The organism is Anaerolineales bacterium (assembly GCA_015075725.1).
Classification (GTDB): domain Bacteria; phylum Chloroflexota; class Anaerolineae; order Anaerolineales; family Villigracilaceae; genus Villigracilis.
In genome coordinates this window covers 293,668-306,293 of sequence record JABTTV010000001.1, presented here as the reverse complement: position 1 = coordinate 306,293, position 12,626 = coordinate 293,668, and the positions used below count along the sequence as shown (strand labels likewise).

Genomic DNA, 12,626 nt, shown 5'->3' with positions numbered 1-12,626 from the left:
CGATAAAAAATCGCCGAGTTTGGGAGACCTCGGCGATTTTTATTATCGTGCGCAATCCAACATCGCCCGCCAGGCGATCTCCACATCCTTGTCTTCGGTGCGCCAATTGCTGATTGCCGCGCGGACGCCGGGTGAGCCAAGGTACGTGGTGGGCGTCATGAAGACGCGCCCATCGTCACGTAGTTTGGCTAAAAAGATTTTGACCTTTTCCGCATCCACATTTCCATTCAACGTAAAACAAACGACGTTCATCCGTACCGGAGCAAGCAGACGGAACTCTTTACTGCCTGAAATCTTTGCGCCAAGTTTTTCAGCCATCGCGCAATTTCTTTCAACGATATCCTGATAACCCTCTTTGCCATACGCCATCAGGCTAAACCATGTAGGCAGGGCACGCATACGGCGGGAGTTTTCAGGCGCGAGGTGGATAAAGTCCACGGGTTCGGCGATCGCGCCGAGATAGGCTCCGCTATTTTGGAAGACAGCGATTTGCAGGTCACGATGCTGTGTGAAAATCATCGCCGCATCGTATGGCACATTCAGCCATTTGTGCGCATCGATGGTGATGCTGTCCGCGTGTTCGATGCCGTTGAGCAAATGCTTGAACTTCGGCGAACAAGCAGCAAACCCGCCGAACGCCGCATCCACATGCAGCCAGAATTTGAATTCCGATTTCAAGGCAGCAATCGCCCGGATATCGTCAAAGTCCACGGTGTTGACAGTCCCTGCGTTGGCGATCACGATGCAGGGCTCGCCGTTCATTTCCTCCAATGCTTTTCGCAACTCGACGACGTTCACCGCCTCTCTATTTTCGGGAAGTCTGGGGATGACTATCAGGGAGTTTCTTCCCAGCCCAAGCATTCCCAACGACTTGAACGAACTGGCATGGGCTTCTGCGCTCAAGATTTTCACGGGAGGAACTGCATGCAGTCCATCCTGCGAAACAGACCTGCCGTGTTGACGTCCGATCCATTCGCGGGCGATGGCAAGACCGGCAAAGTTGGACATCGTTGCACCGGTTACAAATGTTCCAGAGAAAGAGGCGGGTAATCCAAATAATTCTCGCAGCATGGAAACCGCTTCCATTTCGATATCCGGTGCGACGGAGTTCCCGGCGTGGCTCAAATTCAGGTCGTAGGCAGAGGTCAGCCAATCGCCGAGCAGGGAGGCGGGAGTCGTCCCGCCCGTGACCAGGCCCCAGAAGCGCGGTCCATTGCTGGCAGGCATTTGATTCCCGTAGCGGTCGAGAAAAAGGTCGAGCGTTTTCTCCGCGCCAAGCCCTTGTTCGGAGATTTTGAGATTTCCCTTTTTTATATATGCAGTTGCTGGCGGACGTTGATCGATCTCGGAAAGATATTGATCGGATACTTGCTTTGTTCGTTCCAACAGAATAGATAAATTGTTCAAGTCATTTTCTAAGTGATTGTTCATGGTTGCCTCAATAAAAAAGGAGAGTGTCTAAAACAGTGGGCTAACGAAGTCCATCACATGAGAGACGTAGTTTGGAAAGCGTTGCTTGTGCAGTTGCCTGCTGTTGAAACAATAGACAAATAAGCGCAAAGCACACTCCAGCGCATATGGACAGCGTGAGAAACAACGGGATTTGCGAGCCAGACGAGCCAGATAGTGACGCAGCTCGGCATTGTCAGCTTCCACTGAATATGTGTCCGTCTTGCCTTGCGAAACTTCGTACCTGCCGAAATGATACCAAAGCCATTTGCAAGCATCAAACCCATCACTGTAGTACCACTTGGCTTTCGGCGCTTGATCCACGACTTGCTGGATGGCTTCCTGAGTGCGGATCCAGACCACCGCCCAGCCCAAAATGCAACGAGTCTTGCGATCTACCACAGTGATAATGTAGATTCTGTTTTTTTATCGCCGATAAAGGTGAAGATTTCATCCATTTCGGCTTCTTTGACCTCTTCGGGCACGGGTGCGTTCGGTAAAGCCTCAGCTACATCGGTCACCCAATACGCCACCGTTTGTGGCGCAACTTTCAAATGACGAGCTATCCGCCGCAGATTACCTCCATCCACGTACATTTCCATGGCTCGCTTGCGGAGACTGTCCGGATACCCCTGCTTTTTCGGTTCCGGCGTGTATTTGCGGTGGCAGTGCATACAGCGATACCTTTGCGACCCGGCGTTTGTTCTTCCTGCTTTGTTTTGGCGGGTTGTTTCTTGGCAGTATGGGCATCTTCTCATGTCTCTATTTTAGCCCATTCCTTTGGACACTCCCTAAAAAAGTAGGTCACGCTTCAAGCGTGACCTACAGGATTTTACACCAACATTCTGACGGGGTTTTCGAGAAACTCCGCCAGTTTCTGCATGAACTGCGCAGCTTCGGCTCCATCGCTGACCCGGTGGTCAACGGAGATGGTGGATTTCATCCGCCAGCCGGGTTTGATCTGACTGCCCTCGACAACAGGCACTTCTCTTGCTGATGAAATCGCCAATATCGCGGCTTCGGGCGGATTGATGATGGCGATGAAGTCTTCCACGTCATACATCCCCAGATTGGAAGTGGAGAAGGTCGAGCCGTCTACATCGTCCGGTTTGACTTTGCCTTCGCGGGCGCGTCCTGCCATCGCTTTGACTTCGGCAGAGATCTGGCGCATGGTCTTCTGGTCGGTGTCTTTGACGACAACGGTCATGAGTCCGCCGGGGACGGTGACTGCCACACCTACGTTGACATGCCCGAACTGGATGATCTCATTGCCCTTGATGGTGGCATTGAGATTGGGGAACTGACGCAGAGTGAGTGCCACCGCTTTGAGAATGAAATCGTTGACGGAAAGTTTTTCACCGTCGGGCAAGTAGGCGTTGGCTTGATTGCGCATGTCCATTAGCGCGTCCATCTTGTATTCGTGCGTCACGTAGAAGTGGGGGATGGTCTGCTTCGATTCGACCAGTCTGCGCCCAATGGCTTGGCGGAGTTTGGTGGTTTGGACAGTTGTGTCTTCGAGAGAGATTGGTAATTGGTAAGAAGTAATTGGTTGAGTAGACGGTTTACTGCTTACTGACGACTGATTACTTGCCAACGCGGCTTCCACATCTTTGCGCACCACGCGTCCGCCGGGACCAGTGCCTTGAACGGATGCGAGGTTGACGCCGTTATCTTTGGCAACTTTGCGAGCGAGCGGGCTGGCTTTGACGGGACCGGTATCAGCGGGAGAAGAGGCTTGTGCAACGGGGGCAGATGTAGGCTGAGTCGGAGGCGCAGGTTTTTCCTCCGCCTTAACTTCTGCTTTCTGCTTTCCACTGTCTGCAACCGGCGCGTCCACTTTTTCCCCTGCCTGTCCCACCACCGCAATGGGAGCGTTCACCGGAACGATCGTGCCCTGATCAACGATGTGTTGCAGAACCACACCGCTTGCAGACGATTCCACTTCCACCGTCGCCTTGTCGGTCTCGATCTCGGCGAGCACGTCGCCTTTGTTGATGTTTTCGCCAACCTGCTTGACCCAGCGGACCAGCAGACCCTCCGCCATGTCGAAGCCGAGTTTGGGCATGTTGATGGTTTCAGCCATTAGCGCAAAACCTCCTTTGCCGCGGCGACGATGTCGGGCACTTGCGGGAGCGCGGCTTGTTCGAGCGTGCGGTTGTAGGGGAGCGGCACTTCTTTTTGCGCAACGCGGAGGATGGGCGCGTCGACGTAATCGAAGGCTTCCTCGTAAATGCGGCTGACGATCTCCGAGCCGACGCCGTACGACTTCCAGCCTTCTTCGACGACGATGGCGCGATTAGTTTTCTTGAACGACTCGAGCACGGGCTCCATGTCGAGCGGACGGAGCGTGCGCAGGTCGACGATCTCAGCCTGGATGCCTTCCTTGGCGAGTTCGTCGGCGGCTTTCATCGAGAGTTCGAGACCTTTGCAGTACGTGACGATGGTCAGGTCACTGCCCTCGCGTTGTACCTTGGATTTACCAATCGGGATGAGATATTCGCCCTCCGGAACTTCGCCGCGCACCTGATACATGGTCGCGTGTTCGATGAACAGGATCGGGTCATTCGACCGGATGGCTGATTTCAGCAATCCTTTGGCATCTTCCGGCGTCCCGGGGCTGACGACCTTCAGACCGGGGAAGTGTGCAAAGATGGCGTCCGGAGTCTGCGAGTGCGTCGCGCCGAGTTGACGTCCACCGCCGCCGACGGCGCGAATCACCATCGGGAGCATGAACTGTCCGCCGAACATGTAGCGCAACTTTGCCGCCTGATTGACGATGTAATCCATCGCCGAGAAGGCGAAGTTGATGGTCATGAGTTCTGCAATAGGGCGTTGACCGACCATCGCGGCACCGATCGCACCGCCGATGATGGCGTTTTCTGCGATGGGGGTGTCCTTGATGCGGTCAGGTCCGTACTTGTCATAAAAACCTTTGGTGACGGCGTAGGTACCGCCCCAAACACCGACTTCCTCGCCCATGATAAAGACGGCGGGATCGCGGTCCATTTCTTCCATAAGAGCTTGCGAGATCGCCTCGCGCATTGTAATTTTTGCCATAGTGTATTCCTCATGTCATTGCGAGGAGGCGTAGCCCGACAAAGCAATCTCCTCGCTACATAAGGGGATTGCTTCGGGCTGTCGCCCTCGCAATGACATCTAGTTATCCGCGTAAATATCCTCGAAGAGGGCTTCCATCGCGGGCTCGGGAGAAGTCTCGGCGAATTCAACCGCCTTGGCAACCTCTTCTTCCACGCGCGATTCGATCTCATCCAACGCCTTGCGGGTGGCGACCTTCTTGTCCAACAAATATTTGTTGAAGATGCCGATTGGATCGTTCTCCTGCCATTGTTTCACTTCTTCGGCTTTGCGATACCGTTCAGGGTCACCCATTGAGTGACCGCGGAAGCGATAGGTATCCACCTCAAGGAAGAACGGCTGGCCTTCTTTGCGGATGAAGCCCATCGCCTCTTTCGCCGCCTCGTAGACCGCCATCACATCCATGCCGTTGACCTCGGCGTTCTTCATGCCATAGCCTTCCGCCTTCTGGCGGATCTCATCCACCGCGGAGGCGCGTTCTACGGAAGTGCCCATGCCGTATTGATTATTCTCACAGACCCAAAGCACGCGCAGGCCCCAGGTCTTGGCAAGGTTCAGCGCTTCGTGGAAATAACCGATGTTGGTCGCGCCGTCGCCGAACATGCAAATCGTAATGTTATCGTTCTTGGCGTATTGGTCGCCGACAGCAAACCCCGCCGCGATGGGGAGGTGCCCGCCCACGATGGCGTGTCCGCCCCACATATTGTTGGAAACGTCCGCCATGTGCATCGAGCCGCCCTTGCCCTTGGACATGCCTGTAGCCTTGCCCAGCAACTCCGCCATCACTTCATTGGCAGAGATGCCGCAATTCAACGCCACACCATGGTCGCGGTAGGCGGTGATGACACGGTCACGCGGTTCACGCGCCGCGATCAAACCCGTCGAGACGGCTTCCTGCCCGATGTACAGGTGCATGAAACCGCCAATTTTGCCAGCCTGGTACAGCTCCGCGCCGCGTTCTTCCACACGGCGGATCAGCGCCATCTGGTGATATAGATCGAGCAGTTGTTCTTTCTTCATTAGAGGGAACTCCGATAAGGTCATACGCACGCAGGCGTAATATTGAATTGAGAATATCTAAGAAAAAAACACCAAACTCCTTCTGGCGTTATGTTTCCCGACACACAAGTCCGGGATTATATCAGAGAAAAAACACGGGACTCCTGTATCCTGATAGATTTTGAAAGCAGATAAAGTTCCGAAACGCTCGAATTTTATAGTTGACATATCCCCTGCCTGTGCTATAAATTAAGCGTCCGCCGGACGCGTTGATCTTTTTTTTCATACAAAGGAGAATGAAATGAAACTATCGCCTCCCAAAGCAGTCACGTATTGGGTTACCGTAGCCGTTGCGGTGCTCGGCTTCCTGGCTCAGTTCGGCATGTTGACGTTCCTCCCCATCTCCGGCTTCTGGCTCGTGGCTATCGCTTTCATCGTCCTTGCCCTGAGCCTTTTGATCAAGGGTCTCTAATTTTATCCACCGGCGGATAAAAAGACTTCCCGCGCTGCCGCGGGAAGTCTTTCTTTTTTAGACCTCTTGCATAAATGCTCCCGCTGCAGTCCTCGGCGGCGGGGACGCCGTCTTGAGCAAGGAATATATTTGACTTTGCTTGAAGTCTATTATGGAAATAAGTTGCTATTTGCAAGGCGGCACGAACTGGATCGCTCTCTCAGACGTTCCGTTTGCATTCACCGATTCGATCTCATAAGTGACGTTCTTGTTATACGGCGCGGCGGGGTCTTTGTACGTGAATTTCGTCGGCTTGAGTTCGATCACCTGCTTGCCGTCGCGGAAGACGCGGAAAGCCGTCTCACCGCCGCCGCTCGACCAGCTCAACGTCACCGAGAATTTTTTCTGCGCTGAAAGACACTGCTGGTCTACGACGAAGAAGTTCAACGGAATGCCGGGCAGGGGTGGGGCTTCGCCGATGGAGAGCGAACTGAAATCCTGGTTGGGTGTGGCGTTATCGAAAAAGATCCAGCATTCGCGGCCCGTATCGTTCACGACCTGCCACCACTCATTGTCTTCACTGCGGCCGATCACAGGCAATTCCTTCCCCGATGCGATCTGGTCCACGATGTTGTAGAAGGTGCTGGGACCCAGGCGGCAATTGGAGTTTTTCGAAAGGGTGAGCTCCGGCGGGATGGATTGGGTGGCTGTCGGCGGAATGGGCGTATCGGTCGGGGCGGTTGTCGGCGTATTCTCAACCACGACCACAAAGGTCACGCCCGGGCTGGGTTGAGCCGGGTTTTCTCCTCCGCCTGTACTCCCCGGAACATTGCAGGCAAGGATCGAAAGAATCAAAATGACGCCGATGGCAAATTCTCTTCTCGTTTTCATGCGCATCTCCTCAAGTCGGCTGAACGATATTTCCGCCAATTATACTCTCGCGTTCAGTTCGATTTCAAATTCATGTAAAATATTCTCATGGACTGGTTCATCAACCCGAAACAGAATGAAGCGAAAAAATTGGTCGCATTGCTTGCGGATTCCGGGAAACGCGAACGTGCCGCGCAGGACCTGATTCGACTCGGCGCTGATGCCGTCCCGGTGTTGATGGATGCGCTTCAAACCCAGGACCCCGGTTTGCCCGCCATCTATCAGCAGATCCTTGCCCGAATCCCATCCGCCTCTCCAGAACTGGCAAAAGCATTGACTTCCGCACATCCGTTGATTCGCGGACGAGTGGCGGAGATATTTGCGATCAGCAGGGATAAATCTGCTGTTCCGGTTTTGATCGAAGCCCTGCACGGAGAGTTTTTCACGGTAAAGTCGCGGGCGGCGATCGCGCTTGGAAACATTGGCGACGCGCGCGTTCTGCCCGAATTGCTTCCCTTGTTGAAAGACGAGGAGAACGAAGTGCGTATTGCGGCTTGTATCGCGATTGGAAAGTTCCGCGACCCATCCACGTTCGATGAACTCGCCAATGTGACCCTCGATGATCCGGTCATCGAGGTGCGCGAGGCGGCGGTGAAAGCGCTTGGCGATTCGCGCCACCCAGCGGCGATTCCGTTTCTCATGGAAGCCCTGCGAGATTCATTCTGGTGGTTCGAGCGCGAGCAATCCACCCGGGATCTGTTTGCCGCGATCGAGAACATGGGCGGGGACGTCGTCGAACCGTTGATCGAAGCGCTGAGAGACCGCGAAGGCACCGTCCGCAGGTTCGCCGCGATGATCTTGGGGAAACTACGCGACCCGCGCGCCATCGAAGAACTTGGGATGACATTGTATGATCTGCATCATGATGTGAGTCAGGCTGCGGCCGAGGCATTGGCTCAATTTGGCGCAGATGCTGTCGGCGTGTTAAGCGAAGCGTTATCTCATCCCGAAGCGGGGGTAAGGGAGAGGGCGATCCACGGCTTGGGATTGATCCGGGACGAGCGCGTTGTTCCTTTGTTGATCGAAAGGCTGAACGATCCCGACCGGGTTGTGAGGAAACAAGCCATCCAGTCTCTTGGCGACTTGCAGGCTAAACGCGCCGTTCCCGCGCTTCAGCAAATTGCCGCTGACCGGAGCGATCGTGAACTGGCTGTGCTTGCAAAGGCGGCGATCGGGAAAATAAGTTAATCGGCAAGTCTTTGGATCTGGGACGTCTTTATTTTAGAAGTAAGGAGTTCGCATGAAACGCATCCATATCCTGCTTGGTGTCCAATCCTTTCTCGCTGTATTTGTGTCTTTCAACAGGCTGACGGATTGGTTCACCGATTATGTACTCCCCAATCAATTCCTGCGATGGGTGGATTTGAACAATATCCTCGTCTCGTTGATCAGCCTCGTGGCGGGGTATCTTCTGAAAAAAACCATAGAATACAATTCACCCGCGCGGGAAGGGCGCGCGCACACGCTTTGGAATCTTGTGTTCTTCGTCGGCGTGTACCTGAGCGCTTTGAGTTACGGCTTCCATGAGATGACAAATTACCTGCACATCCGATTTTGTGAGCCTGACCCGGGAAGCGACCTGTGCCGCATCATCATCTTCAACGACGACGTGTTCAGCCATTGGCTTTTCTTTGCCGGGTTCACGATGGTCAACGGGGCGATTTTGTTTTTGCAGGATGTTTTCCCGCATCCTAAGCCGGTTTCCGGCAGCGATATCGGCTTCCTTCTCGTGAACTCCCTGTTTTTGGGCGCGGGCGTCTTCGCCAATCTTGGATTCGAAGAGATTGGATTCGATTTGTTTGTGGTGGGATTTCTAGCACTCGTTTCAGCCTCACTGCTTTGGAAGCGGGGCAGGCAGCCGATGTTCGTCTATTACACTGCGGCATACTGGCTGGGCTTGGCTGGAAGTCTATTGGCGCAGGCAATCCGCTGACCTGGCAGGAAACCAGTATTTGATTGGGGGGTTCTAACTTCAAAATAACATCGAAGATCGGAGCAACGCGGAGGAACCCATGAAAGATAACATTGCGAATGTCCTGGAAGATTTCGAGAAACTCGCCTACAAGATCCTGATGTGGGTCATCCTTGTCCCGAAGACGGTTATCAAGGTCGTCGTGGACCCGGGTTTCGTGCCTGAATATGTACGCGGGGAATTGAAAGCTGAGAAAGGCAAGCAGTTCGACGAGTATATTTCACCGATGCTGTTATATCTGGGCGTGACGCTCCTGCCTGCCATCGCAATCTATCTTCTGCCTGCGTTTGGGATGAAGGTTTTATCACCGTATGATGACCCGAGTTTATATTACGATGCGTTTGTGGAGACAGAGCAAGGTCAATTCAGTGTGAGCGATCCTGCTGTGAGCGGGGTGGTTTCCCCAGTCGCGGACGTTGTGCAACAGGAAGTCCCCATCGAGCAAAGAACATTCCTGGGGCATTCGATCGACTTCCGCGTGGAATTAAAGACAAGGGCGGATACAAGTCAACAATGGCATCGTTTCAGGTGGGATGTCCGGGAATGCGGAAACCGCGACCCCGACTCGGGAACCTGCAAATTCGACGTCTATTACTACGGTGAAATCCACGATGAGCAATTAGGCACAGCCTGCATCTATGGAACAGCGTTTGAAGGGGCTGAGTATCCAAACTGTCTTGCTTCTCCGGATGACAACCCGACAGACCAGCAATGGTCATCCTTTGCCTATACCATTTCATTCCCAGAGAAAAGTTTCCAGGGAAATAAAAATAACAGAAACCTGGTTTCTGATTACTTCTCCTGGTTTTATCGTCCGAATGAGGATGGACAGGGAACCAATCAAATTAAAATAACCGCCATCACAAGAAGTTTGAGCGACCCTGCTATTAAAGTCGAAACCGATGAAGTCACTCTCGACCTGATTACGTATGCATTCAGTTCCGAATTCAGTATAAACCCCTATTCGGGATATTCATCCCCTGATGATTCCGATAGGCGATATACCATTATTAATTTCTTTGGATTCAATTTCAATCCTGAAAAGGATGGTGAAGGGGAATCGCGTAGTCTGGCGGACCGGCTGGAGAGCGGCGAGACTATCGCATTCGGTCTTGGTTTATTGCTCCCTCCTTTGTTGCTGGCCGGGGCGATCGGTATTTTCAAAGGCTCGATCTCGTTCGTCGACGAAGGCGGGTCTGTGATTCATAGATCCTCCATCGGTGAAGAGGCGCTGAAAGAGAACTTTTACGCGCAGTGTTACTACTTTGTACCGGTCGGGCTTGCTTTCTGGGCTTGGTATTACTCGTTGAACTACCATACCAACGACATTCAATACCGTGCGGAGTGGCTTTGGGTCCCCCTGGCACTTGCCCTGATATGGTTCTTTATCGTCGAGGTCATTTCGATAGCAGATGAACTGTTGTCGAAAAGCAGACCAAAGGCATTTTTCATCCTGTTCGGTTGCATCGTTATTATGTTCCTGATCGTTCGCCTGGGACAGGCATTCGCGTACAACTTTGACTGGTTGAGGAAATCAGCCATTTGGTCATATCCCGGCGTTACGTTACTGCTCACGCTCGGTGTAATATACATGCAATACTTTATGAAAAGAAAAGGCAAGAAAGGCGCTGGACTGAAAATGCAGGATGGCTCAATTCAAGACCAATAGTTTTCCAATGACTGGCGCTACCCCTGTCAGATCCGAGGCGTCTGCAAAGGCGTCTCGATTTGTTTTATCTCCAAATAATAACAGCGGCACCTGTGCGGATGTGTGTTTGCGCGTGGAAAGGTCTTCCATGTTGCCATGGTCGGAGGTAAGCAGAATGAGATCGTTTGTCCTGTCCCAACTTGCAATCAAACCTTTCAACACACCATCGAAGACTTCGAGTTGTTTGACAGCCCAGGGCATATCCTGTTTGTGCCCGGCATAGTCACTTGCCCAATATTCGAAGAAAGAGAAATCATATCCGCGGGCGAGTTGGGAGAGTCTGTCTCCAGCCGTTTCCGGGTCGAATGACGGGGCATCGGGAAAGCCGAGGAAACTGCGCCAGCCTTCGCCGGTAAAGTCGGCGGAGAGGGCATTGCCAGCATGGTAATCTTTGTCAGTGAATAGGGATATTCCTGCATTGGTCAAAGCAAGGGGGATGGACGAAAATAAGCGCTTGCCGGAATCGATCCCATCGAAGTAACGCGGGGGATACGCATTGAGAAGCGCCGTTTTTTTGCCTGCCTGAACAACACGAGAAAAAACAGTTTTGCCATCGAGATATTGTGCAACTTCAGGATTCGGTTTGGGACCGTAATGGTAGCCGAGTTCGGCAGGGATATTGATGCCTGTGAGCAAAACGGCTTGTCCAGTTGCGGATTGGGGAAGTCCCTTTACTCCGAGATTGGGGTCAATGGCTTTGAGAGTGAGGATGTCGCTCTCGAACGGCGCGGCGGATTTGGTGAATTTTTTTCCGCCGAGCAACGATTTGAGATAGGGCATTTCCGCTCGGGCAAAAGGGTTGATCTCAGGATTATCTTCGCCGAGACCGATGCCGTCGAGAAAAAGAAAGAGGATTTTCATTGGAATACTATGAATGATGGATTAGGAATGGTGAAGAATTTGTTACCTGCAACCTTCAACCCAACTGCCATAAAAACCATGCCGAAGGCCGCTCGCGTTTATCCCAGCCGTCTTTGCGGGAAACGAGAGTCAGCTTGTATTGTTGGATAAGGTCGAGATCGGCGTCCACAAGTCCGGGACCGGAAAGATGCGGCGCGGATTTGAAGAATCCATACATAAGCCAGAATCCGTTCGGGGCGAGGACGCGGGTCAATTGGGTCAGATAATCCGCCTTGTTCTTTATTCCATGGAAACATCCGAGATCGAGCGCGAGGTCGAATGCGTCAGAGACGTATTGCATTCGGGTTGCATCATCCGTGAAGACGGATGCCTGTACATTCGCTTTTTTGATTTTGCGTTTGGCGGTTTTGATCGCGCGCGGTGAGAAATCGAAACCCGTCACCTGCCAGCCTGCATTTGCGAGCGTGATGATGTTCGTCCCCGTCCCGCATCCGATGTCGAGCGCGCGCCCGGCGGAATGTGCGGCGATGAAATCGTAAAGTTCAGGGGGCGAGATTCCGCCGTCCCACGGCGCGTTGCCGAAAAGGTAGGCAAGATCGAATTTGATTCGGCGAAATGGATCACTCATCGGCAAGCGTATCGCGGACGCGCTGGGGATCGAACTCGCCCACCATGCGCCAGACCTCGTTCCCTTCCGCGTCGAAATAGATGAATGTGGGTGTGAATTCGAAATCATATAGCGGCGCGAGTTCCATGCCCACACTTTCCTGTATGTTGAGGCGGATGATATGAATCTGATCGCCAATTTCCAGTTCGAGCTCGTCCACGACGGGCTTTATCGAGACGCAGCGTATTCAGTAGGGGGATTGGAATTCGAGCAGGACCGGCTCTCCCGCGCCGATCATTGCCTGCACTTCCTTTGCATCGTCCATGAGCAGGGTCTGGCGCGGATGCAAAGTCACCCATGCGGCGACCAGGGCGCCCACGATCACCGCGAATGCGAGATAATCGTTCCAGCGCGGGCGGTTGGTCAGAAGGATCAACCCGGCGATGAAAGCAAACCCGGCGGCGACGAAGACGTAGGAATATTGGGTAAAAAGCGTTTCCATGGGGTGTGAATTGGTTCAAAATGTCATAATGAAGGCGTGACTCTCCGCACT

General features: G+C 53.2%; 15 protein-coding genes. 4 read left to right on the top strand and 11 right to left on the bottom strand.

Going from position 1 to position 12,626, the window contains the following annotated elements; genetic code table 11:
- Positions 1-42: 42 nt before the first annotated feature.
- The 6 genes from HS100_01430 to pdhA form a co-directional block, all read right to left on the bottom strand.
- The gene (locus tag HS100_01430) at positions 43-1,431 is read right to left on the bottom strand and encodes an aspartate aminotransferase family protein (protein MBE7432556.1); all 1,389 of its coding nucleotides are present in this window, start codon (positions 1,429-1,431) and stop codon (positions 43-45) included.
- 27 nt (positions 1,432-1,458) lie between these two features.
- The gene (locus HS100_01425; GenBank protein ID MBE7432555.1) at positions 1,459-1,812 is read right to left on the bottom strand and encodes an IS1 family transposase; all 354 of its coding nucleotides are present in this window, start codon (positions 1,810-1,812) and stop codon (positions 1,459-1,461) included.
- A gap of 32 nt (positions 1,813-1,844) precedes the next feature.
- Positions 1,845-2,123, bottom strand: coding sequence for a helix-turn-helix domain-containing protein (locus tag HS100_01420; protein MBE7432554.1), 279 nt, complete (start codon positions 2,121-2,123; stop codon positions 1,845-1,847).
- A gap of 158 nt (positions 2,124-2,281) precedes the next feature.
- On the bottom strand, positions 2,282-3,532 hold the full coding sequence (locus HS100_01415; GenBank protein MBE7432553.1) for a 2-oxo acid dehydrogenase subunit E2: 1,251 nt from the start codon (positions 3,530-3,532) through the stop codon (positions 2,282-2,284).
- Positions 3,532-4,506, bottom strand: coding sequence for an alpha-ketoacid dehydrogenase subunit beta (locus HS100_01410; GenBank protein MBE7432552.1), 975 nt, complete (start codon positions 4,504-4,506; stop codon positions 3,532-3,534). The genes HS100_01415 and HS100_01410 overlap by 1 nt, the downstream gene beginning before the upstream one ends.
- A 99-nt stretch (positions 4,507-4,605) precedes the next feature.
- Positions 4,606-5,565 (bottom strand): pyruvate dehydrogenase (acetyl-transferring) E1 component subunit alpha, encoded by a 960-nt coding sequence (gene pdhA, locus HS100_01405; GenBank protein ID MBE7432551.1) that lies wholly within the window; start codon positions 5,563-5,565, stop codon positions 4,606-4,608.
- 280 nt (positions 5,566-5,845) lie between these two features.
- Between pdhA and HS100_01400 the strand changes: the two genes are divergently transcribed.
- Complete coding sequence (locus HS100_01400; protein MBE7432550.1) at positions 5,846-6,016, top strand: hypothetical protein; 171 nt, start codon at positions 5,846-5,848, stop codon at positions 6,014-6,016.
- 165 nt (positions 6,017-6,181) lie between these two features.
- Here the strand turns inward: HS100_01400 and HS100_01395 are convergent, their stop codons facing one another.
- Positions 6,182-6,886, bottom strand: a complete 705-nt coding sequence (locus HS100_01395) for an SH3 domain-containing protein (GenBank protein ID MBE7432549.1) — start codon at positions 6,884-6,886, stop codon at positions 6,182-6,184.
- A gap of 87 nt (positions 6,887-6,973) precedes the next feature.
- Here HS100_01395 and HS100_01390 point away from each other — a divergent pair, with 87 nt between their 5' ends.
- The 3 genes from HS100_01390 (at position 6,974) to HS100_01380 (ending at position 10,566) form a co-directional block, all read left to right on the top strand.
- Positions 6,974-8,113 carry a HEAT repeat domain-containing protein gene (locus tag HS100_01390; GenBank protein ID MBE7432548.1) on the top strand — a complete coding sequence of 380 codons (1,140 nt, stop codon included), beginning with the start codon at positions 6,974-6,976 and terminating at the stop codon, positions 8,111-8,113.
- A gap of 52 nt (positions 8,114-8,165) precedes the next feature.
- Positions 8,166-8,858, top strand: coding sequence for a hypothetical protein (locus HS100_01385; GenBank protein ID MBE7432547.1), 693 nt, complete (start codon positions 8,166-8,168; stop codon positions 8,856-8,858).
- Positions 8,859-8,937: 79 nt separating this feature from the next.
- Positions 8,938-10,566 (top strand): hypothetical protein, encoded by a 1,629-nt coding sequence (locus tag HS100_01380; GenBank protein MBE7432546.1) that lies wholly within the window; start codon positions 8,938-8,940, stop codon positions 10,564-10,566.
- Here the strand turns inward: HS100_01380 and HS100_01375 are convergent.
- The 4 genes from HS100_01375 to HS100_01360 are packed head-to-tail and all read right to left on the bottom strand — an operon-like array spanning position 10,549 to position 12,575.
- Positions 10,549-11,466 carry a metalloenzyme domain-containing protein gene (locus tag HS100_01375; protein ID MBE7432545.1) on the bottom strand — a complete coding sequence of 306 codons (918 nt, stop codon included), beginning with the start codon at positions 11,464-11,466 and terminating at the stop codon, positions 10,549-10,551. The two genes, HS100_01380 and HS100_01375, sit on opposite strands and share 18 nt — an antisense overlap.
- A 55-nt stretch (positions 11,467-11,521) precedes the next feature.
- Positions 11,522-12,094, bottom strand: coding sequence for a class I SAM-dependent methyltransferase (locus tag HS100_01370; GenBank protein MBE7432544.1), 573 nt, complete (start codon positions 12,092-12,094; stop codon positions 11,522-11,524).
- On the bottom strand, positions 12,087-12,293 hold the full coding sequence (locus HS100_01365; protein ID MBE7432543.1) for a hypothetical protein: 207 nt from the start codon (positions 12,291-12,293) through the stop codon (positions 12,087-12,089). The genes HS100_01370 and HS100_01365 overlap by 8 nt, the downstream gene beginning before the upstream one ends.
- Before the next feature lie 27 nt (positions 12,294-12,320).
- On the bottom strand, positions 12,321-12,575 hold the full coding sequence (locus HS100_01360) for a hypothetical protein (protein MBE7432542.1): 255 nt from the start codon (positions 12,573-12,575) through the stop codon (positions 12,321-12,323).
- Between the last annotated feature and the right edge of the window lie 51 nt (positions 12,576-12,626).